General features: G+C 67.1%; 20 protein-coding genes and 1 tRNA gene. 7 read left to right on the top strand and 14 right to left on the bottom strand.

What is annotated here, in order from left to right; genetic code table 11:
• The first annotated feature begins 44 nt into the window (after window positions 1-44).
• Complete coding sequence (locus AB4851_RS31650) at window positions 45-875, top strand: undecaprenyl-diphosphate phosphatase (protein WP_414444122.1); 831 nt, start codon at window positions 45-47, stop codon at window positions 873-875.
• 106 nt (window positions 876-981) lie between these two features.
• On the opposite strand, the gene trmB is transcribed toward AB4851_RS31650, so the two are convergent.
• Both trmB and AB4851_RS31640 read right to left on the bottom strand, forming a co-directional pair.
• Window positions 982-1749, bottom strand: a complete 768-nt coding sequence (gene trmB / locus AB4851_RS31645; RefSeq protein WP_414450206.1) for a tRNA (guanosine(46)-N7)-methyltransferase TrmB — start codon at window positions 1747-1749, stop codon at window positions 982-984.
• 166 nt (window positions 1750-1915) lie between these two features.
• Window positions 1916-1990, bottom strand: a tRNA-Gly gene (locus tag AB4851_RS31640).
• Window positions 1991-2129: 139 nt separating this feature from the next.
• Here AB4851_RS31640 and crcB point away from each other — a divergent pair.
• Window positions 2130-2510: a fluoride efflux transporter CrcB gene (crcB, locus tag AB4851_RS31635; protein ID WP_414444124.1), complete on the top strand. Its 381-nt coding sequence runs from the start codon at window positions 2130-2132 to the stop codon at window positions 2508-2510.
• A gap of 70 nt (window positions 2511-2580) precedes the next feature.
• On the opposite strand, the gene AB4851_RS31630 is transcribed toward crcB, so the two are convergent.
• Both AB4851_RS31630 and AB4851_RS31625 read right to left on the bottom strand, forming a co-directional pair.
• Entirely contained in the window at window positions 2581-3144 is a 564-nt protein-coding gene (locus tag AB4851_RS31630) for a YggT family protein (protein ID WP_414444125.1), read from the bottom strand.
• Window positions 3145-3224: 80 nt separating this feature from the next.
• Window positions 3225-4154: a Rossmann-like and DUF2520 domain-containing protein gene (locus AB4851_RS31625; protein WP_414450205.1), complete on the bottom strand. Its 930-nt coding sequence runs from the start codon at window positions 4152-4154 to the stop codon at window positions 3225-3227.
• A 390-nt stretch (window positions 4155-4544) separates the two neighbouring features.
• Here AB4851_RS31625 and AB4851_RS31620 point away from each other — a divergent pair, with 390 nt between their 5' ends.
• Window positions 4545-4829 (top strand): hypothetical protein, encoded by a 285-nt coding sequence (locus tag AB4851_RS31620; RefSeq protein WP_414444127.1) that lies wholly within the window; start codon window positions 4545-4547, stop codon window positions 4827-4829.
• A gap of 103 nt (window positions 4830-4932) precedes the next feature.
• Here the strand turns inward: AB4851_RS31620 and AB4851_RS31615 are convergent, their stop codons facing one another.
• Both AB4851_RS31615 and AB4851_RS31610 read right to left on the bottom strand, forming a co-directional pair.
• Window positions 4933-5610, bottom strand: a complete 678-nt coding sequence (locus tag AB4851_RS31615; RefSeq protein WP_414444128.1) for a LysE family translocator — start codon at window positions 5608-5610, stop codon at window positions 4933-4935.
• Window positions 5611-5696: 86 nt separating this feature from the next.
• Window positions 5697-7268 (bottom strand): UbiD family decarboxylase, encoded by a 1572-nt coding sequence (locus AB4851_RS31610; protein ID WP_414450204.1) that lies wholly within the window; start codon window positions 7266-7268, stop codon window positions 5697-5699.
• A gap of 578 nt (window positions 7269-7846) precedes the next feature.
• Here AB4851_RS31610 and AB4851_RS31605 point away from each other — a divergent pair.
• A complete protein-coding gene (locus AB4851_RS31605; RefSeq protein WP_414450203.1) occupies window positions 7847-8977 on the top strand; it encodes a transglycosylase SLT domain-containing protein in 1131 nt (376 codons plus the stop codon).
• A 100-nt stretch (window positions 8978-9077) separates the two neighbouring features.
• Here AB4851_RS31605 and AB4851_RS31600 read toward each other — a convergent pair whose 3' ends face one another.
• From AB4851_RS31600 to ribBA, 4 genes are all read right to left on the bottom strand, one after another.
• Window positions 9078-10271 (bottom strand): pyridoxal phosphate-dependent aminotransferase, encoded by a 1194-nt coding sequence (locus AB4851_RS31600; RefSeq protein WP_414450202.1) that lies wholly within the window; start codon window positions 10269-10271, stop codon window positions 9078-9080.
• A 69-nt stretch (window positions 10272-10340) separates the two neighbouring features.
• Window positions 10341-10772 (bottom strand): transcription antitermination factor NusB, encoded by a 432-nt coding sequence (nusB, locus tag AB4851_RS31595; RefSeq protein WP_414444132.1) that lies wholly within the window; start codon window positions 10770-10772, stop codon window positions 10341-10343.
• Window positions 10769-11281, bottom strand: a complete 513-nt coding sequence (gene ribH / locus AB4851_RS31590; RefSeq protein WP_414444133.1) for a 6,7-dimethyl-8-ribityllumazine synthase — start codon at window positions 11279-11281, stop codon at window positions 10769-10771. The genes nusB and ribH overlap by 4 nt, the downstream gene beginning before the upstream one ends.
• Window positions 11282-11342: 61 nt before the next feature.
• A complete protein-coding gene (gene ribBA, locus AB4851_RS31585; RefSeq protein ID WP_414444134.1) occupies window positions 11343-12470 on the bottom strand; it encodes a bifunctional 3,4-dihydroxy-2-butanone-4-phosphate synthase/GTP cyclohydrolase II in 1128 nt (375 codons plus the stop codon).
• A 340-nt stretch (window positions 12471-12810) separates the two neighbouring features.
• Here ribBA and AB4851_RS31580 point away from each other — a divergent pair, with 340 nt between their 5' ends.
• On the top strand, window positions 12811-13455 hold the full coding sequence (locus AB4851_RS31580) for a LysE family translocator (RefSeq protein ID WP_414450201.1): 645 nt from the start codon (window positions 12811-12813) through the stop codon (window positions 13453-13455).
• 37 nt (window positions 13456-13492) lie between these two features.
• Here the strand turns inward: AB4851_RS31580 and tatA are convergent, their stop codons facing one another.
• Window positions 13493-13726: a Sec-independent protein translocase subunit TatA gene (gene tatA, locus AB4851_RS31575; RefSeq protein WP_414450200.1), complete on the bottom strand. Its 234-nt coding sequence runs from the start codon at window positions 13724-13726 to the stop codon at window positions 13493-13495.
• A gap of 276 nt (window positions 13727-14002) precedes the next feature.
• Here tatA and AB4851_RS31570 point away from each other — a divergent pair, with 276 nt between their 5' ends.
• Together AB4851_RS31570 and AB4851_RS31565 are read left to right on the top strand one after the other, a co-directional pair.
• Window positions 14003-15259, top strand: a complete 1257-nt coding sequence (locus AB4851_RS31570) for a cupin domain-containing protein (protein WP_414450199.1) — start codon at window positions 14003-14005, stop codon at window positions 15257-15259.
• A gap of 121 nt (window positions 15260-15380) precedes the next feature.
• Window positions 15381-16685, top strand: coding sequence for an Nramp family divalent metal transporter (locus tag AB4851_RS31565; RefSeq protein WP_414450198.1), 1305 nt, complete (start codon window positions 15381-15383; stop codon window positions 16683-16685).
• Here AB4851_RS31565 and AB4851_RS31560 read toward each other — a convergent pair.
• The 3 genes from AB4851_RS31560 to AB4851_RS31550 all read right to left on the bottom strand — a co-directional run bounded on the left by AB4851_RS31560 (window position 16572) and on the right by AB4851_RS31550 (window position 20267).
• Window positions 16572-17708 carry a LysR family transcriptional regulator gene (locus AB4851_RS31560; protein ID WP_414444139.1) on the bottom strand — a complete coding sequence of 379 codons (1137 nt, stop codon included), beginning with the start codon at window positions 17706-17708 and terminating at the stop codon, window positions 16572-16574. The genes AB4851_RS31565 and AB4851_RS31560 overlap by 114 nt on opposite strands.
• A gap of 359 nt (window positions 17709-18067) precedes the next feature.
• Entirely contained in the window at window positions 18068-19357 is a 1290-nt protein-coding gene (locus tag AB4851_RS31555; RefSeq protein WP_414450197.1) for a transglycosylase SLT domain-containing protein, read from the bottom strand.
• A 280-nt stretch (window positions 19358-19637) separates the two neighbouring features.
• Window positions 19638-20267, bottom strand: coding sequence for a riboflavin synthase (locus AB4851_RS31550; RefSeq protein WP_414450196.1), 630 nt, complete (start codon window positions 20265-20267; stop codon window positions 19638-19640).
• Window positions 20268-20277 lie beyond the last annotated feature (10 nt).

The raw sequence follows: 20277 nt of genomic DNA, 5'->3' as shown, positions 1-20277 counted from the left end.
TGGGGGGCGGCCCGTTTCCTGCAACTCTGACGAACGGGCCCACGATGGACTGGATACTGATCTGCAAGGCGCTGATACTCGGCGTCGTCGAAGGACTGACCGAATTTCTACCGGTGTCGAGCACCGGCCACCTGATCGTTGCCGGCAGCTTTCTCAATTTCAATGCGGATCAGGCGAAGACCTTCGACGTCGTGATCCAGTTCGGCGCGATCCTCGCCGTCTGCTGGGAATATCGCCGCCGGATCGGCACGGTGATCGCGGGGCTGCCGTCGCGGCCCGAGGCGCGGCGCTTTGCGCTGAACGTGGTGATCGCCACGCTGCCGGCCATCGTGCTGGCGCTGCTGTTCGAGAAGGCCATCAAGCGCGTGCTGTTCTCGCCGGTGCCGGTGGCGTTCGCGCTGGTGGCCGGCGGCGCCGTGATCCTCTGGGCCGAGTCGCGGCAGCGCGAACGCCGCGAGCCGGCGCGCGTGATGTCGATCGATGCGCTCACGCCGCTCGATGCGCTGAAGGTGGGCATCGCGCAATGCTGCGCGCTGATTCCGGGCGTGTCGCGCTCGGGCTCGACCATCATCGGCGGGATGCTGGCCGGGCTCGACCGGCGCGTCGCCACCGAGTTCTCGTTCTTCCTCGCGATCCCGATCATCTTCGGCGCCACGTTCTACGAAACGGTGAAGGACTGGCACGCGTTCTCGGTCGATTCGATCGGGCTGTTCGCGGTGGGGATCGTGGCGGCGTTTGTCAGTGCGTTCGCCTGTGTGCGCTGGCTGCTGCGCTATGTGGCCTCGCACGATTTCACGGCGTTCGCGTGGTACCGGATCGTGTTCGGTTTGTTGGTGTTGCTGGTGGGATATAGCGGCTGGCTGAACTGGAGCTGAAGCGGCCTGGCGGGATAAAAAACGGCAACGCGTCGAACGAGGCGTTGCCGTTTTTTCATGCGGATTCGTTTCGGAATCCTGGCGATCCTGCCGTGCGCCGCGTTCGTTATGCGCGGATGCGCTTGCGGAACACCAGATCCCATACTCCGTGGCCGAGCCGCAGGCCGCGCCGCTCGAACTTCGTGATCGGGCGGTAGTCGGGGCGCGGCGCGTAGCCGTCGGCCGTGTTTTCGAGATGCGGATCGGCGGCCAGCACGTCCAGCATCTGCTCGGCATAGTTCTGCCAGTCGGTCGCGCAGTGAAGGTACGCGCCCGGCTTCAGGCGCGACACCAGTTGCGCGACGAACGGCGGCTGGATCAGGCGGCGCTTGTGATGACGCGCCTTGTGCCACGGATCGGGGAAGAAGATATGCACGCCGTCGAGGCTGTCCGGCGCGAGCATGTTCTCCAGCACCTCGACCGCGTCGTGCTGGATGATGCGGATGTTCGTCAGGCTCTGCTCGCCGATCAGCTTGAGCAGCGCGCCCACGCCCGGCTCATGCACTTCGACGCCGAGGAAATCGTCGTCGCGGCGATGCGCGGCGATCTCCGCCGTGGAGGCGCCCATGCCGAAGCCGATTTCGAGAATGCGTGGCGCATTGCGATTGAACACCGCGGCCCAGTCGGGCTGTTCGGGCGCGTACGGCACCACGTAGCGCGGGCCGAATTCGTCGAGCGCGCGACGCTGGCCCGTCGACACGCGGCCGGCGCGCGTCACGAAGCTGCGGATGCGGCGCAGGCGCAGCGGGTTGTTGTCGTCGGACGGCGTGTCGGGCGTGGCATCGTCGGGCGTGCCGTCTTGCGGCAGGCCGGTGTCGTCGGGAGTGTGGCTCATGGTGTTCTGAATGGGCGAATCGCGCCGGTGCGCAGCACCGCGGCGCCGCACGTTCGGCCGGATGGGGCGTGGCCCGGATGCCGGTACGAAAAAGCCGCCTTCGGTGAGGCGGCTTCGCGCGGGGTTCGGGCCGAAGCTGGGCGCCGAGATTGCGATACGGGGATGCTGGAGCGGGCGATGGGAATCGAACCCACGTCATCAGCTTGGGAAGCTGAGGTAATGGCCATTATACGACGCCCGCAGAACGCGAGATTTTACAGGGATTTGCCCCGGCAGGGCAAGCCCGCGATCCCGGGTGCGATCCCGCCATGCATTGCCACCTCCGCCCCTCAGCGCCTACAGTGACGCCACTCGTCATCTTCTCCGCCCAAGGATTCCCCGTGTTCCCCTCGATCGTTGCGATCTTCGTCGGCGCTGGCCTCGGCGCCTTGCTCCGTTGGGGCTTGAGCCTGGCCTTGAACCTCGTCGTGCCGAACCTGCCGCTCGGCACGCTGGCCTCGAACCTGATCGGCGGCTATCTGATCGGCGTCGCGATCGTCTTTTTCGGTGCGAAGGCCGGCCTTGCGCCCGAGTGGCGGCTGTTCGTGATTACCGGCTTCATGGGTGGCCTCACAACGTTCTCGACCTATTCGGCCGAAGTCATCACGCATGTCGTCGACGGGCGGCTCGGCTGGGCGGCAGCGGTTGCCTTCGTGCATCTGGTCGGCTCGTTCGCGCTGACCTTCCTCGGCATCTGGACCGCCCGCACCTGGCTGGTCTGAGCCGCGGCAATAAAAAAGCGCCGCTCAAGGGCGGCGCTTCTCTTTGCGTGCGAAAAACCACCATCGACGCCTACAGCGTCAACATCGTCATCGAAATCGTCGCACGCGTCACGACCATCAGCAGCACCTGCACGATCACGAACAGCAGGATCGGCGACAGATCCATGCCGCCGATGCTCGGCAGCACGCGGCGCAGCGGGTTGAGCAGCGGCGCGGTCAGCGGGAACAGGATCGCCATCGCGGGTGAGCGGGGGTTCAGCCAGGACAGCAGCGCCATCAGGATGGTCATCCACAGCACCAGGTTCAGCGCCCATTTCACGACGGTCAGCAGCGCGACGATCGCGAGCGTGGGCAGGATCGACATCACGTCGAAGCCGCCCAGCGACAGCATCAGCACGACATAGACGAACGCGGTGACGACCGCGGCCACCACGCTGGCCCAGTCGATGCCGCGCGTGCCGCTGATCACGCGGCGCAGCGGCAGCACGAGCCAGTTGGTCGCCTGCAGGACGGCCTGCGTGACGGGGTTGTACGGCGGTACGCGTACCGCCTGCATCCAGGCGCGCAGCAACAGGGCGGCGCCGAATAGCGTGAACAGTGTATTGATCAGAAAGCGGGCGATCTCGCCGAGCATCGTTGGAATCCTTGTCAGACAGTCGGGTAGCGTGGCATGCAGCCGCCATCGGGCAGCGACCTGCATCGGGCGTCACATTATCACGGCTCGCGGCCATCGGGGGCGGCCTTGGAGAGCCGCGCGGCCAGCAGCGCTTCGACGCTGCGTCCGACCGCGTCGAGCCCGGCCGGCGGCACGGCACGCTGGCCGGCGAGTTCGACGGCGCGGCGTGTCATCAGCGCGTACAGCGTGGCGTGGTCGCCGCCGAGCGCATCGAGCAGCGTCAACTGCTTCGCGACGATGCCCGCGTCGCCGCGCGACACCGGCCCGGCCAGCGCGTTCGCGAGGCCCTTGTCGCGGCCGGTCTCGATGGTGCCGGCGAGCATCGGCAGCAGCGCGCGCAGCGCATCGGCCTCGTCGATGCCGAGCGTGCGCCAAAGCGACACGGCCTCGGCCAACCCACACAGCGCGAAGCTGGCCGCGTAATTGGCGGCGGCGTGATACAGCATGCGGCCGCCGGCCGGAATCGCGAGCGGATGGCAGCCGAGCGCGACAACAAGCGCGTCGAGCACGGGGCGCAGCGTGCCGTCGGCCTCGATCGTCACGGAGCAGCCGGTGATCCGTTCGAGATCGGCGTCGCCGCCACCGAACAGATAAAGCGGGTGGAAGCCGCCCGTCTGCACCTGCTGGTCGCGCGCGGGCGCCAGCAATTCGACGCTCGACGCGCCGCTGCAATGCACGAGCGCCTGCGATGGCGCGCGCGCCGGATCGAAGCGCAACGATGCGGCGATGGGGCCGATGCCGTCGTCGGAAACGGTCACGAAGATCAGGTCGGCCGCCTCGACCACCGCCTGCGGGGTGGCGGCGGCCGTACAGCCGTCGATCGTGGCGGCCAGCGCTTCGGCCGAAGCCGGCGTGCGGCTCGCGATGGCCGTGACCGGAAAGCCGGCCTGCGCGAAACGGCGTGCGAGGCAGCGGGCGAGCCGGCCGGCACCGATGAAACCGAGACGGGGAGTGGACGGGAGCGGCATGGCAAGAGGGCGGAAAGTCGGCAGGGCGTCAGTATCCTGCATTTGAACGTACAGCCGGATGAGACGGCCCTGCGCGCAAGCCGTGTCGCCGAGGTCAGAATTTGTAATCAATCATTACCGAGCGGCTCGGATCTTCGGCTTTATCTATCGGAAATCCTGACCGATTTGCCGGCTTCATCGCGCAATCCGCTCCGGCGCACGTGCCTGGCAGGCCATGGCAGGGCGCGGAATGTCGCGCCGGGCGTGGTACGAACCGGCACGGCAATTGCAATTTGCAACAAATGCGGTTGGCCCGCGGGAGGGGTTTTCGCTACATTGGATCCCGTACCGCAGCGCATTCGTCGCTGTTCATGTGGCGGCCAAATCGAACCTGCCGCCAGGAGAACCGAAGTGAAAAAACTCGTTCCGTTCATCGCTGCCGCCGCGCTCGGCCTGGGTGTTGCAAGCGCCGCCGAGGCCCACGTTTCGATCGGCGTCGGGATCGGCCTGCCGATCGCCCCTGCGTATCCGGTCTATGCCGCGCCGCCGCCGGTTGTCTACGCGCCGCCGCCTCCGGTCGTCTATGCGCCGGCCCCGGCCTACTACGGCCCGCCGCCGGTCGTCTACGGTGGTGGCTACTATGGCCGCCCATACTGGCATCACTACCATCACGGCTACTACGGCCGTCACTGGTAAGCATCGCTCGCGCGCCTGACCGGCGCGCGCCAACGCGCGGCGCGACACGGAACACCGTGCCGCGCCGTTTGTTTTTGCGTGAACGAAAGACGGGGCGGATGCCTCAGGCGGCCGCGTGCACGATCAGGTCGCGATAGCCGCCGACGATCACGCTATATGAGAAGTACGCGAACAGCAGCGCCGACACGACGTGGCAGGCGCGCATCAGGCCCGCGCCCGCGCGCTTGCGGCCCTGGCTGGCGAGGCCGCACAGGAACAGCGTCCAGGCGAGGCCGCCGAGAAAGAACCCGCTCAGGAACACCGAGGCCGTGACCGGCGTGGTCGCGCCGGCCTTGGCGATCAGCGCGCCGCCAACGGCGGCGAACCACAGAATGGCCGATGGCGACGACATCGCCAGCAGCATGCCGCGCAGGAAGCTGCGCGGGGCGCTTGCCTTGGCCGCACCCGATGCGGCGGCGGCCTCGCCGGCCTCGGCCGGCTTCGGCGGAAACAGCGCCTCACGCGCCATCTTCCAGGTCAGAAACAGCAGCACCGCACCGCCGCCGAGCCAGACCACCCAGCGCACCGCCTCGAATTGCAGCAGCACGGCCATGCCGGCCAGCGCGAGTGCGGCATAGGCGAGATCGCCGAAGCAGGAGCCGAGGCCGAGCCAGAAGCCCGGCTTGAAACCGTGCGACAGCGTCAGCGAGAGGATCGCGACGTTGACGAGGCCGATGTCGAGACACAGCGACAGCGACAGGAAAAAGCCGTCGGACAGCATCGAGGCAGAGGGAAGCGCCATTTTTTCGTTCAGTGCGTGGGCGGATTGGTATGCAAACGTAACGCGGTGGGCGGCACGGCCTTGGCCGCGCGCCGCCCACCGGGCGATCAGCCCAGGCCGATCTCGGTCCAGAGCGTGTCGACGCGCGCCTTGACGGCGGCATCCATCTCGATCGTGCGGCCCCATTCGCGCTGGGTTTCGCCGGGCCACTTGTTGGTGGCGTCGATGCCCATCTTCGAGCCGAGGCCGGCGACGGGCGAGGCGAAGTCGAGGTAATCGATCGGCGTGTTGTCGACCAGCACGGTGTCGCGCACCGGATCGACGCGCGTCGTGATCGCCCAGATCACTTCCTTCCAGTCGCGGATATCGACGTCCTCGTCCACCACCACGATGAACTTCGTATACATGAACTGCCGCAGGAAGCTCCAGACGCCGAACATCACGCGTTTCGCGTGGCCGGCGTAGCTCTTCTTCATCTGCACGATCGCCATCCGGTAGCTGCATCCCTCGGGCGGCAGATAGAAATCGGTGATCTCGGAGAACTGCTTCTGCAACAGCGGCACGAACACTTCGTTGAGCGCGACGCCGAGCACGGCCGGCTCGTCGGGCGGCTTGCCGGTGTAGGTCGAGTGATAGATGGCATCGCGGCGCATCGTGATGCGCTCGACGGTGAACACGGGGAACCACTCCTGCTCGTTGTAATAGCCGGTGTGATCGCCGTACGGGCCTTCGAGCGCGTGCTCGTAGGCGGCCGCGCCGCGCGTGCCGGTCGGGCGCGGCGGCGCACCGGCCGGCGCCGCGTCGGGCTCGCCCTGTTGCGGGTAGATGAAGCCTTCCAGCACGATCTCGGCGCGGGCGGGCACCTGCAGCGTGTCGACGCCGGGCGTCAGGCACTTCGCCAGTTCGGTGCGCGCGCCGCGCAGCAGGCCGGCGAATTGATACTCGGACAGCGAATCGGGCACCGGCGTGACGGCGCCAAGCATGGTGGCCGGGTCCGCGCCGAGCACGACGGCGACCGGGTAGGGCTTGCCGGGGTTGGCCAGCGCGAACTCGCGGAAATCGAGCGCGCCGCCGCGATGGGCGAGCCAGCGCATGATCAGTTTGTTGCGTCCGATCAGTTGCTGGCGATAAATGCCGAGGTTCTGGCGCGTCTTGTTCGGGCCGCGCGTGACGGTCAGCCCCCACGTCAGCAGCGGGCCGGCGTCGCCGGGCCAGCAGGTCTGGATCGGCAGCTTCGCCAGATCGACATCGTTGCCTTCCCAGACGATTTCCTGGCACGGCGGCGACGACACGGTTTTCGGCGCCATGTCCCACACGGCCTTGGCCAGCGACAGCAGCTTGCCGGCGTCGGCGAGGCGCTTGGGCGGCTCCGGCTCCTTCAGCGCGGACAGCAGGTGGCCGATGTCGCGCAGCGAGGTGAGGGCCGAGCCGTCGTCGGCGCGGTCCGCATCCACCCCCATGCCGAGCGCGACGCGGCGCGGCGTGCCGAACAGGTTGCCGATCACCGGAAACCGGTAGCCGGTTGGTGAGTCGAACCGCAGCGCCGGGCCGCCGACACGCAATACCCGGTCGCACAGCTCGGTCATTTCGAGGACGGGCGAGACGCTCTGGCTGACCCGTCGCAGCTCGCCCAAGCCTTCGAGGCGTTCGGTAAAATCTCGTAAGTCTTTGTATTTCATGGAAATATTGGCATCGACCGCACGCGGCGGCGGGGTGCATTGACGACGCGGCGCGCCGAAAAACGAGCCCCGATTCTACCCGGGCGACCGTTTTATCGAGCGCGAACCGCAAATTTGTTAAGCGCCCGTGAAACCCAGACAGCGCGCGGCTTTTCGATCCGCGACGTAACAAATCATTACTTTTTGTTATGATTTGCGGACTTTATAGTGTTGACGATCTATAAAACCCTCCCTAGAATCCGCTCACATTGTTCGCCGGACCCCCTGGCAGACAGCCAGTCCGCTCCGGTCTACCCGACGCTCCGCGTCGCCGTCCGCCGCGATGAAACGGCATGTGACGGTTGTTTTTCGTCCTAGCCAGCGCCTTAGCGACGCTGGTTTTTTGCGTGGAAGCCACCGCGCGTCACCTTGCCCGCCGGGCATTGTTCTCGTGACCGCCCTGGCCCCCGAACGGTACTCATACCGTTTCTCCGACGTCGCAGCCCCATCCGGGCCCGCGGTGTCCTGATTCCGCGGTTTCGCGTCCTTCTCGCTTCGAGTCGAGCGAGCCGCACGAGTCATGTTCATGGGAGATCTGAATGAACGCTTGGTTATCGTGGCGTCCCAACGAACGGCACGCGCAGTTGCTGCGCGACGTGCTGCGTCGGGGGACGCGTGTCAGTCACCACCTTTTCAGCATCGTCGGCGGTTGCGCCGTGCTCGTCGCGTTGGCGCTCTGGATGTTGCCGAACGCGCGCGGCACCCTGGCCGCCAAGCTGATGCCCGTGCTGTCGGCCGCCGTCAAGGCTGGCCCCGCGCGGCTGCTGTCCGGGCACCCGCTGCCCGCCTTCGGCCCCGGCAATGCCGATACCGATGACGATATCGATACCGACGGCCAGGTGTCGCCGGTGTCCTACCAGCCCGCCACGGCGGATCTGGGCGCCAGCGACGCGGCCGCCCTGGCCACCGCGGAAGCCGTGCGCAACGGCCAGTCGCCGGTCACGCTGGCGAAGCTGATCCCGATCCAGCGCGTCGCCGCCGATGCCCGCAGCGACCGCATCTACAGCAGCCGCGAGCAGGCGCTCGTCGCCACCTACCTCGCGCGCCGCTATCACGTCGCCCAGGAGGCGGTCGGCCGGCTCGTGACGGCCGCGTTCGACACCGGCCGTGACGTCGGCCTCGATCCCTTGCTGCTGCTGTCGGTGATGGCGATCGAATCGGGCTTCAATCCGTACGCCGAAAGCGGCGCAGGCGCCCAGGGCCTGATGCAGGTGATGTCGAAGATCCATTCCGACAAGTTCGAATACGCGGGCGGCACCGACGCGGCGCTTCGCCCCGTGGTCAACCTGCAGGTCGGCGCGCTGGTGCTGAAGGACTGCATCGCCCGCGGCGGCTCGCTGCAGGGCGGGCTGCGCCTCTACAACGGCGTGACCGGCCCGGACGACGGCGGCTACAGCGCCAAGGTGCTCGGCGAACGCGTCCGCCTGCGCGATGTGTCGCGTGGCCGCAATGTGTCGATCTACGCGCCGCTGTCTACGCCGGTCACCACGGCTTCCACCGCGGCCCCGGCGGCCAGCCCGAAGCGCGTGCAAGCCACGCTCGACGGCGCGCATCCGCTGACGATCAAGGCCGGCGCACCGGCCGAACCGAAGCCGGCCGCACCGCCGCAAGCGGACGCCAGCGCCGAGACCGGCGTGAAGCACGACGGTTCGTCGGAAGTCGGGACCTGATCGCGGGTTGCCGCAGCCATGAAAAACGGGGCGCTGTCGAGCGCCCCGTTTTACTTTGTCCCGCCAATTGCAACTTTCTGTTTCGCCGGGCCGGTGGCGTTCAGCCGCCGAACAGCGTCCGCAAGCGCGCGACGGCTTCCTCGATCCGCCCGTAGGCGGTGGCATACGAGAGCCGGATATAGTCGCGCGGCGCATGCGAACCGAAATCCATCCCCGGCACCAGCACCACGCCCGCGTCCTGCAGCATCGCATCGACGAGCTTCGCGCTGTCGCCGGCGGCCGGATGCGCCACCTTGGCGCAGCGTGCGTATACATAGAAGGCGCCGTCCGGCTTCACGGGCACCTCGAAGCCGAGCGATTCGAGCGCCGGCACGATGTAGTCGCGGCGGCGCATGAATTCGAGGCGGCGCGTTTCGTAGATGGCCAGCGTATCGGCCTCGAAGCAGGCCAGCGCCGCGTGCTGGGCCAGCGCCGAGGCGCAGATGAACAGGTTCTGCGCCAGTTTCTCGAACACGCCGACCAGCGCCGGCGGCACCACCAGCCAGCCGAGCCGCCAGCCCGTCATGTTGAAGTACTTCGAGAAGCTGTTGACGGTGATCGCGTCGTCGCTGAACGACAGCGCCGAGACGGGCGGGCCGTCGTAGCTGAGGCCCTGGTAGATCTCGTCGATGATCGCGAAGCCGCCGCGCTCGCGCACGGCGCCGAGAATCCGGCCGAGTTCGTCGGGCGCGAGCGAGGTGCCGGTCGGGTTCGACGGCGAGGCGAGCAGTACGCCGCGCGTGCGGTCGCCCCAGCGTTCGCGCACGTCGTCGGCGGTGAGCTGGAAGCGCGCTTCGGGGCCACTCGGCACCAGCACCGGCCGGCCTTCGGCGGCGGCCACGAAGTGGCGGTTGCACGGGTACGACGGGTCCGGCATCAGCACTTCGTCGTCACGGCCGACCAGCGCAAGGCAGGCCAGCAGCAGCGCGGCCGATGCGCCGGCCGTCACGACAATGCGCTCGGGCGCGATCGTCAGGCCGTAGGTGCGCATGTAGTGCGCGGCAATCGCCTCGCGCAGCGGCGCGATGCCGAGCGCGCTGGTGTATTGCGTCACGCCGCGCCGCATCGCGGCGGCGGCCGCTTCGATCACCGGCTCCGGCGCCGTGAAATCCGGCTCGCCGATGCTCATGTGGATCACGTCGCGGCCCGCTTGTTCGAGCAGCGCGGCCTGCTTGACGACTTCCATCACATGGAACGGCTGGATCGCGTCGACGCGCGACGCCAGCCGGATCAGCGATTCGGCGGCAGTATTCATGGCGGAGAAAACCAGAAGTGGAAAAGAGGGCGGGCGCCGTAGCGCCCGCGGGAGTGCCTTTCGGCGATATCAGCGGCGCGCGACGGCTTCGTCCGGACGCAGCTTGACGGCCAGCTTGTCGAGTACGCCATTGACGTACTTGTAGCCGTCCGAGCCGCCGAACGTCTTGGTCAGCTCCACGGCCTCGTTGATGATGACGCGGTACGGCGTTTCGATCTGATGCTTCAGCTCGAACGTCGCGGCCAGCAGCACCGCGCGTTCGACGGGCGACAGTTGCTCGATCGGGCGATCGAGGTTCGGCGTCAGCGCGGCGGCGAGATCCACGTGTTCGCGGATCACGCCGTACAGGATGGTTTCAAGCAGTTCGCGGTCGGCCTTGTCGTAACCCTGCGCGCCGCGCAACTGCGCGTCGATCTCGCCGGTGGACGCGTTCGACAGCAGCCATTGATACAGGCCCTGCGTCGCCAGTTCGCGCGATTGTCGGCGTGCACTCTTCTTCATTCGTTTTCCTCTTCTTCGTCTTCGTCCTCTTCTTCCTCGTCGTCGCTCAATTGGTCGAGCGTCATCGTGAGGTTGGCCATCTCGACGGCCGTGCGGGCCGCGTCGCGGCCTTTTTCGGTCATGCGGGCGATGGCCTGCTCGTCGTTCTCGGTGGTCAGCACGGCGTTGGCGATCGGCGTGTTGAAATCGAGCGCGATGCGCGAGATGCCGGCGCCGCTTTCGTTCGAGACGAGTTCGAAGTGGTAGGTTTCGCCGCGGATCACGGCGCCGAGCGCGATCAGCGCATCGAATTGGTTGCTTTCGGCCAGCTTTTGCAGCGCCAGCGGGATTTCGAGCGCACCGGGCACGGTGACCAGCAGCACGTCTTCGCCGGTCACGCCGAGGCGTTCGAGCTCCTCGACACATGCATCGGCCAGGCCGTTGCAGACGGGCTCGTTGAAGCGCGACTGCACGATGCCGATGCGCAGGCCTTCACCCTCGTGATTCGGTTGGTATTGTCCGATTTCCATGTTCATTCCGTGGTTGGGTTCAGCGTGGTTGGGAGCGGCGGGTCAGTCGGTTGCGTGGAACTCAGACCTCGGACGCCGCGCCGCCAGGCATCGGCACGAAGCCCGTCACCTCGAGACCCCAGCCCGACATGCTGCCGAGCTTGCGCGGGTTCGCGAGCACCTGCATCTTGCCGACGCCGACGTCGCGCAGAATTTGCGCGCCGATGCCGAACGTCTTGAAATCGACCGGGCGGCGCTTGAGCACCGCGGCCTTTTCTTCCTCGTCGAACGCGCGGAACACGTCGACGAGATGCTCCTTGTTGTCGCCGCAATTGAGCAGCACGACCGCGCCGAGGTCGCGCGCGGCGATTTCCTTCATCGCGGCGTCGAGCGTCCACGAGTGCGTGGAGGTGCTGGTTTCGAGCAGGTCGAGCACCGACAGCGGCTCGTGCACGCGCACCGGCGTGTCGACGTCGGGCGAGGGCGTGCCGCGCACCAGCGCGATGTGCGGCGAGCCGGTGGGCTTGTCGCGGTACAGCACGGCCTGGAACGCGCCGTGCGCTGTTTGCATGGTGCGCTCGGCCACGCGCTCGACGATCGATTCGGTGCGGCTGCGGTAGTGGATCAGGTCGGCGATCGTGCCGATCAGGATGCCATGCTGCTCGCCGAACGCGATCAGGTCGGGCAGGCGCGCCATCGAGCCGTCGTCCTTGATCACTTCGCAGATCACGGCGGCCGGCGTGAGGCCCGCGAGCGCCGTCAGGTCGCAACCGGCTTCGGTATGGCCGGCGCGCACCAGCACGCCGCCCGGTTGCGCCATGATCGGGAACACGTGGCCCGGCTGGACGATCTGGTCGGCGCGCGTGTCGCGTGCGACGGCCGTGGCGATGGTGTGCGAACGGTCCGCCGCCGAGATGCCGGTGGTGACGCCTTCGGCCGCCTCGATGCTGACGGTGAACGCGGTGCCGTACTGCGTGCCGTTGCGGTAGGTCATCAGCGGCAGGTTCAGGTGCTTGCAGCGTTCCTGCGTCAGCGTCAGGCAGATCAGGCCGCGGCCGTAGCGGGCCATGAAGTTGATCGCTTCCGGCGTGACGAAATCGGCGGCGAGGATCAGGTCGCCTTCGTTTTCGCGGTCTTCCTCGTCGACGAGGATCACCATGCGGCCGGCTTTCAGCTCGGCGATGATGTCGGGCGTGGAGGCGAGCTTCATATCGGAAAAAGGGAGTCCGCTGGGGAAAAGCGCTATTTTACGTCACGGCGGGCCGGCTGCCTTGGAAATTGGGCCGCGTGGGGTCGCGTGAAGGGGCGCGTGACGGGCCGCGCGTGAGGCCGCTGATGGGGCCACGGCGCCGGCCGGCCCGCGCACCGGCTTTCGTGGGCCGCGCGAGCCCGGTGCCGGGCGGCGGCGCGCGTCCCGCGCCGGCGTGGCATGATCGGCGCTGGCGGCCTTGCCGGCTCGTCGCGGCTGCCGTGGCTGGCTGCCATGAGCGGCCGCCGTCGCGGCTGTTCCGGCCCCACCATTCCCGCCCATTCGCCTTCCGGAGATGCCGATGTCCGCCCACACCTGGTTGCTGTTCGCCTTCGCCTATCTGCTGACCACGCTGACGCCCGGCCCGAACGTGCTGCTCGTGATCCGCAACACGGTGCGTCACGGCGCGCGCGGCACGGTCGTGTCGATCGCCGGCAACCTGTTCGTGCAACTGGTGGTGGTGTCGCTGGTGGCGCTCGGTGTCGGCGCGATCCTGGCCGCCATGCCGCCGCTGTTCATTGCGCTGAAGCTGGCCGGGGCGGCCTATCTGATCTTCATCGGCATCCGGCAATGGCGCGACGCCGGGCGGCCCGTGGCGGCCGGCGCCGAAGCGGGCGGGGCGCCGGGCACGGCCGTGCCGGTCAGCCGCTGGCGGCTGCTGCGCGAATCGATGATCGTGGCCGGCAGCAACCCGAAGACGATGATCTTCCTGTCCGCGTTCATGCCGCAGTTCGTCGATCATCAACGCTCGCTGCCGCTGCAGTTCACCGAGATGTACCTGACCATCGCGCTGACGGTGCTGGTGGTGCACGCGATCTATTCGACCGGCGTGCGCCATCTGCACGGGCGCCTGCGCGCGAGCCGAGCGGTGGCGGCGATGCGGCGCACGACCGGCCTCGTGTTCGTCGGCTTCGGCGTGGAACTGCTGACGGCGAAGCAGCCGTGATGCATCTCGTGATGCGCCCGGTGCCTGCGCGCCGCGTTCAGGATTGCGCGGCCGGGCGCTTCGCCTGAACGTCCAGCGCGGCGTCGTTCGAGACGGCCGCTTGCGCGAGCGCCTCGGGTGCGGCTGCCGCTTCGTCTTCCTTGATCCCCTCCTTGAAGCCCTTGATCGCGCCGCCCAGATCGGTGCCGAGGCTGCGCAGTTTCTTCGTTCCGAACACCAGCGACACGATCGCCAGGACGATCAGCCAATGCGTCATGCTGAGGCTACCCATGTTCACACTCCTTGCGTTTGCTTCCGTTTGAATTGAACCGCGCGTTGCACCGGTTCGAACACCAGCGCATGCGCAAATCCTATGTGCGATCGGCGCGGCGATCCATCAAACCTGCTTATGCACTCGCCAAGAATTCCTGATTGTTCATCCTGAGCTTGCGTCCCTAGTATTGGCGTCACGGAGCAGACAGCAAGGTTCCGATCGATCGACAGCGCCGCGTGCCAAGCGCCGCGAGAGCCGATCCTCATCAGGAAAAGATATTCAGGAGAACAGAGCATGACCGATATGAAACGTCGCAGTGTGCTGGTCGGCGCGGCAGCAGGGGCCGTCGCGATGGGTGCCGCGGTGGCCGCCAAGGCCGCCGAATTCGGCAACCCCGACACGCCGCCGCAAGGCGCGATCAACTCCACGCCGGCCGCGCTGTCCGAGCCCGGCCCGCAGAATCCGCAACTGCGCGACGTGCTGCCGTCGTTCAACAATCCGCCCGCGACCGACGTCGGCGGCATGCCGATTCCGTGGGCCTCGTTCAATCTCGCCCACAAGCGTATCCAGGCCGGCGGCTGGGCGCGCGAAGTGACCACCAAGGCGTTCCCGATCTCGAAGGACATCGCCGGCGTGAACATGCGCCTCGGGCCGGGCGGCGTGCGCGAACTGCATTGGCACCAGCAGGCCGAGTGGGCAATCATGGTCAGCGGCCAGGTGCGCGTGACCACCATCGACACCAAGGGCCGCGCCGAAGTGGCCGACGTGGCGGCCGGCGACATCTGGTATTTCCCGCCGGGCCTGCCGCACTCGCTGCAGGGCCTGGGCGACAACGGCGGCGAATTCGTGCTGGCCTTCGATAACGGCTCGTCGGGCGAATTCAACACGCTGATGGTGTCCGACTGGTTCGCCCACACGCCGCCGGACATCCTCGCGCAGAACTTCGGCGTGCCGGCCGAGAAGTTCAAGGAGATCCCGCTCGAACAGCTGTGGATCTATCAAGGCGCGAAGGCCGGCCCGCTCGCCGCCGATCAGGCCTACTGCGCGTCGCCGGCCGGCCGCCCCGATCATCCGTTCATCTTCCGCATGGGCGCGATGACGCCGACCATCTCGAATGCCGGCGGCGAAGTGCGCATCGTCGACAGCCGCAACTTCCCGGTGTCGAAGACGGTGGCCGCGGCGCTCGTGACGGTCAAGCCGGGCGGCCTGCGCGAAATGCACTGGCACCCGGACAACGACGAATGGCAGTACTTCATCAAGGGCTCGGCGCGCATGACGGTGTTCAACACCGGGCCGGCCGCGCAAACGGTGGACTTCAACCCGGGCGATGTGGGCTACGTCGAGAAGAATCTCGGCCACTACATCAAGAACACCGGCAAGGAGGACCTGGTGTTCCTCGAGATCTTCAAGTCGGATCACTTCTCGGAGATCACGCTGTCGCAATGGCTGGCGAACGTGCCGAGACAGTTGCTGCGCGAGCATCTGCGCGTCGATGACGAGACGCTCGATGCGATCCACCGCCTGAAGGACCGGCGCGACGTGCTCGCCTGAGGTGACGTGCGCGTGCGCGCAGGCTCGACGCCTGCCGCACGACGCGCGGCTGCCCGCTTCCTCGTTGTTTGTCGTTATCGAAATCCAGCACATTCGCAAGAATTCGCAAGAGGCTCTCACCATGCCGATGGCACTCAAACGCACCGCCAGCCAGGCCTTGTCCGGCACGACGACCGCCGACGCCGTCTCGGCGATGCGCGACACGCTCGACAACGAACGGCGCGGCCTGCGCGCGCTGCTGCCGTTCGCGGGGCCGGCGGTGATCGCGTCGGTCGGCTATATGGACCCGGGCAACTTCGCCACCAATATCCAGGCCGGCTCCACCTATGGCTACGACCTGCTGTGGGTGGTGATGCTGTCGTCGCTGGTGGCGATGCTGTTCCAGGCGATGTCCGCCAAGCTCGGCATCGTGACCGGCCGCAGCCTGGCCGAAGTGTGCCGCGACGAATTCCCGAAGCCGCTCGTGATCGCCATGTGGATTGGCTCCGAGATCGCCGCGATCGCCACCGACCTGGCCGAATTCATGGGCGCGGCGATGGGCATCTCGCTGCTGTTTCATCTCGCGCTGGCCTGGGGGCTGCTGATCACCGGCATCGTGACGGTGGGCATCCTGTCGCTCGACAAGAAGGGCTTTCGCCCGCTCGAACTGGTGATCGGCGCGTTCATCGCCGTGATCGGCCTCAGCTATCTGGGCGAGCTGTTCATCGCGCCGCCCGATTGGCATGCGGCGATCTTTCATACCTTCGTGCCGCAACTGCACGGCAGCCAGGCACTGATGCTGGCCGTGGGGATCGTCGGCGCGACCATCATGCCGCACACGATTTATCTGCACTCCGGATTGACGCAGAACCGCGCGCCGGCACGCAACGACTATCAACGCCGCCGCCTGGTGCGCTTCTCGAATCGCGAGGTATGGATCGCGCTGGGCCTGGCCGGGTTCGTGAACATGGCGATGGTGGCGATGTCCGCCTCGGTGTTCAGCAAGAGCGCGCCCGGCATTGCCGACATCGCGGCGGCGTATCACACGCTGACGCCCGTGCTCGGCGCCGGTGCCGGCGTGCTGTTTCTTGTTTCGCTGCTGGCCTCGGGCATCTCCAGCTCGGTGGTGGGCACCATGGCCGGGCAGAACATCATGCAGGGCTTCGTGGGCTTTCGCACGCCGGTCATGGTGCGCCGCCTGATCACCATCGTGCCGGCCGTGATCGTGTGCCTGACCTGCGACCCGATGCACGCGATGATCGACAGCCAGATCGTGCTCAGCATCGTGTTGCCGGTGCCGCTGATCGCCCTCGTGGTGCTGTCGTCGCGTCGTTCAGTGATGGGCAGTTTTGCCGCGAGCCGCAAGATTGTCGTCGTGGCGGGCTTCGCCACCGCCGTGATTCTCGCCTTGAATATCGCCCTGGTCTGGCAGGCTGTCGTCGCGTAACAGGGCGCGGGTGCGCAGCGCGACGTCGAGGCTCGCCGTACTCGCGACGGGCCGCGCCGGCCCCGAAGCATAAGCGGAGCGTCGAAGCGCCATGTCAGCCTGCACCTTGTCGATCCCCGTGATGTGTTCGAGCCGCGCGCTGCCTTCGGTCAGAAGGAATTCGCGGAAATGGACGGCCGCCGGCGGCAGATGGCGGTCGGCGCGATGGACCACGCACCAGTTGCGCTTGCGAGGAAAGCCCTGCACGTCGAGCACCGCGAGCAGGCCGGCGCGCAGTTCGGATTGAACCGTCTGCTTCGGCAGCAGGCTGATGCCCATGCCGGCCATCACCGATTGCTTGATGGCCTCGGCGCAGCCGATCTCCATGAAGCGGGGGGCGTACGGTTGGCCGCGAAAGCTGTCGTCGGCGGCGCTGCGCGTGTCGGTGCCGCTCTCGCGCACCAGCAGGCACTCCTGAGCGATGCGCGAGCGGGCGATGTCGCGCACGCCGGCCAGCGGATGATCGGGCGTCGCCACCAGCACGAACGGATTCGGCGCGAACGGCTCGGCGACGATGGCGGCGTCGTCCGGCGCCTGCACCATCACCGCGAGATCGAGACTATCGCTGCGCAACTGGGCGACCAACTGATCGCGGCTGCGCACCGACATGTCGAGATCGACGCCGGGCTTCTGCTGCATGAACGCGCCGATCAACTGCGGGAAGAAGTAGCTGCACGAGGTGATCAGGCCGACGCGCAGGCGCTGCGCGCTGCCCGTCTTCAGGGTGGCGAACGATTGCTCGGCGGCTTTCAGATCGGCGAGGATCGCGAGGCTGTGACGCAGCATCAGCTCGCCGGCATCGGTCAGCGCGATGCGCTTGCCGACATGGCTGAACAGCGACACGCCGGCGTGATCCTCCATCTGCTTGATCTGCATCGAGACGGCGGGCTGCGTCAGATGCAGATCTTCGGCCGCACGCGAAAAGCTCAAATTGCGCGCAACACTTTCGAAAGTCTTGAGTTGGCGAATTGTTATGTTTTTCATATGAAGCCGTGTCTCCTATTGGGGAACGTGTTTCATGCCTCTTTGAATGATGCCGGGGCAGCTGCACCGAAGTGTAATCCCGCTGCGGAATTTCGGCTTGCAGGGGAACACCCGCGCTTGCGATGAGCGGGATGACATGCAGGTCTGAGAAATCACGAAAAAACACCGGGGAAAATGGCGTTTTTGCGATTCGGGGAGGGTGAGGGAGGCGATGCGGAACTGCGCGACACAATAGTTGGCAATGCTGACGATTGCCAATGAGTATATGAAATGAAAATGCAGAAATGACGATGTCGGACGGTTGAAAGTACAACGCAAGGACGCTGAAGAAGTGGCCTTGCGTCGTGCGTCTTACTTGGTCATGTAGAACAGCGCGTCGGCGGCTGCCTTGCGCGAGGCGGCGGTGTCGGCCGGCGTGGGAGGGGGGCTGCTGCGGGGGCGGCTTTCGAGGGCGCGGTGCTGGCCGTGTTCGCCGCTTCGATGGCGGGTGCAGCCGGCGTTGCGGGGGCAGCGGGCCCCGGCGTCGTATCGGCCACGGCGCGTGTGGCCGGTGCCGTCGACGGCACCGACAGGTACCACAGCGCGCTCGTGGACGCCTTGCGCGCGGCGGCCGGATCGACGGCGGCCGGGCTCTTGCCGGCCACGGCGGTGGCGGCGGCTGCCGTCGTGGCGGTGGGCGCCGCGGGCGCGCCGGCCTGCAACGGCGGCGTGCCGGGCTTGCCCGGTTTGGTGGCGTCGCCGGCTGCCGAACGCTGCGCGATTGCTTCGGCCGGGCCGATCTGGAACACCAGCTTCGATTCGAGCGACGCGATCACCGCGTAGGGCGGCTGAGCTTCCCAGCGCAGGACCACGCGGCCGCGCGGCGTATCCGCGAAGATCGCCGGAATGCGCTTCATGTCGGCGAACTGCACGTAGATCTTCGCGCCGTCGTCGAATACCTGAACCGGCTTGGCGTCGTCCGCGCCGGTGACGGCCCAGCCGAAGTTGTAGGCGCCGGGCGCGGATGCCGCGATCACGGCGGTGGCCGGGCCGCCGGGGCTTCCCGGCCTGTGCGCGGCGGCCGCCGCTGCCGCCGCGCCCTGCGGCGCAACCTTGACCTGCTGGACGTTGAGGCTCGCGAACGGGTTGTAGGTTTGCGGCGGCGTGAACGAGGGCGGGAGGATGGGCATGGACGCGTCCTGCGTGCTGGAGATGGATTGCGCGGTGTCGTACACCTTCTGCGCGTAGGCGAGCCGCTTGTCCGGCGAGCTCGCATTGTAGGCACCGACGGCATTCCAGGTCGGGCCGTATTGCCGGATGTTCTGCGAGAGGATCCACGCGCCGACGTAGGCGTTGGTGCACGGATCGAGCAGGCTCTGCTCGGTGATGCCTTCGCGCGCCAGCCGTGGCAGCCACGAGCTGTTGATCTGCATCAGACCGATGTCGGTCGTGCCGTTGCTGTTGGTGTTGATGACGTTGGTGCGCGTGCCCGATTCGACCTGCGCGATGGCGCGCATCAGGCCGACGCTGACGTGTTCGAACGCGGCGGCGTCGTCGATGCAGTCCGCGCGGGCGACGCCGTGCATCGCGATCAGGAGCGCGGCAAACGCGCTGCCCCGAAACGCGAGGCCGCCGACCGGCACCCGTTTCTGGTGCTGCTGGATTCCCATGATTCGTAACCGTATGCGTTGACTGCTTGTTATATCGGCCGGAACCGCCTTGGCGTTGCCTCGGAAGCGGTGAGCAGGACGGCCGCCGCCCGCGCTGCCGATGGCGCGCGGGGCGGGCGGATTGCGTCCGGGAAGGCGCCGGCCCGAGCGCCCGAGGCCCGTATTCTAATGACAGATTGTTGAGACGAGGGAAATGGCGGGGGAAGCGGGGAGGGCGAGGCGGGGAAGGGGCACCGCGCCGGCCGGAAGCGCCGGCCGGCGCGGTGACGCGGTGATGCGGTTACTTGGCGGTAACGAGGGCGTCCGCCCCCAACATCCGCTCCACATACCGCGCAATCATGTCGATCTCGAGATTCACCTTCACCCCATCCTTCAGATGCCGCAACGTCGTGACCTCCACCGTATGCGGAATCAGGTTGATCGAGAATTCGCAGCCGTCCTCGCGGTCGGTCACGGCGTTGACGGTCAGGCTCACGCCGTTGACCGTGATCGAGCCCTTGTAGGCCAGATATTTGCCGAGCTCCTTCGGCGCCAGCACGCGCAGCTCGTGCGATTCGCCGACCGGCGCGAAATGCGTCACGGTGCCGAGCCCGTCCACGTGGCCCGACACGATATGGCCGCCGAGCCGGTCGTGTGCGCGCAGCGCCTTTTCCAGGTTCACTTCGCCGGCCTCGGTCAGGCCGACGGTGCGGTTCAGGCTCTCGCGCGACACGTCGACGGTGAACGTATCGGCCGTGGTGGCGATGGCCGTCATGCAGGCGCCCTGGATCGCGATGCTGTCGCCGAGCGCGACGTCGCCAAGATCGAGGCCGCCCGCCTGCACAATCAGCCGAACGCCGGCATCGGCTTCGGTGCCGAGCGCTTCGATGGTTTCAATGCGGCCGACCGCCGCGACGATTCCGGTGAACATCGTGTGATTT

Origin of the sequence: Burkholderia sp. 22PA0099, assembly GCF_047497165.1 — a bacterium.
Lineage (GTDB): Bacteria > Pseudomonadota > Gammaproteobacteria > Burkholderiales > Burkholderiaceae > Burkholderia.
The sequence above is the reverse complement of the archived record's forward strand: the minus strand, read 5'-3'. Positions and strand labels throughout refer to the sequence as shown.

What these genes read in the sequence shown, in the direction of transcription:
- AB4851_RS31650 (WP_414444122.1), top strand. Translation starts at nt 45, where the DNA reads ATGGACTGGATACTGATCTGCAAGGCGCTGATACTCGGCGTCGTCGAA.
- AB4851_RS31600 (WP_414450202.1), bottom strand. Translation starts at nt 10,271, where the DNA reads ATGAATACTGCCGCCGAATCGCTGATCCGGCTGGCGTCGCGCGTCGAC.
- AB4851_RS31570 (WP_414450199.1), top strand. Translation starts at nt 14,003, where the DNA reads ATGACCGATATGAAACGTCGCAGTGTGCTGGTCGGCGCGGCAGCAGGG.
- nusB (WP_414444132.1), bottom strand. Translation starts at nt 10,772, where the DNA reads ATGAAGAAGAGTGCACGCCGACAATCGCGCGAACTGGCGACGCAGGGC.
- AB4851_RS31610 (WP_414450204.1), bottom strand. Translation starts at nt 7,268, where the DNA reads ATGAAATACAAAGACTTACGAGATTTTACCGAACGCCTCGAAGGCTTG.
- AB4851_RS31630 (WP_414444125.1), bottom strand. Translation starts at nt 3,144, where the DNA reads ATGCTCGGCGAGATCGCCCGCTTTCTGATCAATACACTGTTCACGCTA.
- ribBA (WP_414444134.1), bottom strand. Translation starts at nt 12,470, where the DNA reads ATGAAGCTCGCCTCCACGCCCGACATCATCGCCGAGCTGAAAGCCGGC.
- AB4851_RS31555 (WP_414450197.1), bottom strand. Translation starts at nt 19,357, where the DNA reads ATGGGAATCCAGCAGCACCAGAAACGGGTGCCGGTCGGCGGCCTCGCG.
- tatA (WP_414450200.1), bottom strand. Translation starts at nt 13,726, where the DNA reads ATGGGTAGCCTCAGCATGACGCATTGGCTGATCGTCCTGGCGATCGTG.
- AB4851_RS31580 (WP_414450201.1), top strand. Translation starts at nt 12,811, where the DNA reads ATGTCCGCCCACACCTGGTTGCTGTTCGCCTTCGCCTATCTGCTGACC.
- ribH (WP_414444133.1), bottom strand. Translation starts at nt 11,281, where the DNA reads ATGGAAATCGGACAATACCAACCGAATCACGAGGGTGAAGGCCTGCGC.
- AB4851_RS31625 (WP_414450205.1), bottom strand. Translation starts at nt 4,154, where the DNA reads ATGCCGCTCCCGTCCACTCCCCGTCTCGGTTTCATCGGTGCCGGCCGG.
- AB4851_RS31605 (WP_414450203.1), top strand. Translation starts at nt 7,847, where the DNA reads ATGAACGCTTGGTTATCGTGGCGTCCCAACGAACGGCACGCGCAGTTG.
- AB4851_RS31550 (WP_414450196.1), bottom strand. Translation starts at nt 20,267, where the DNA reads ATGTTCACCGGAATCGTCGCGGCGGTCGGCCGCATTGAAACCATCGAA.
- AB4851_RS31565 (WP_414450198.1), top strand. Translation starts at nt 15,381, where the DNA reads ATGCCGATGGCACTCAAACGCACCGCCAGCCAGGCCTTGTCCGGCACG.
- trmB (WP_414450206.1), bottom strand. Translation starts at nt 1,749, where the DNA reads ATGAGCCACACTCCCGACGACACCGGCCTGCCGCAAGACGGCACGCCC.
- AB4851_RS31560 (WP_414444139.1), bottom strand. Translation starts at nt 17,708, where the DNA reads ATGAAAAACATAACAATTCGCCAACTCAAGACTTTCGAAAGTGTTGCG.
- AB4851_RS31615 (WP_414444128.1), bottom strand. Translation starts at nt 5,610, where the DNA reads ATGGCGCTTCCCTCTGCCTCGATGCTGTCCGACGGCTTTTTCCTGTCG.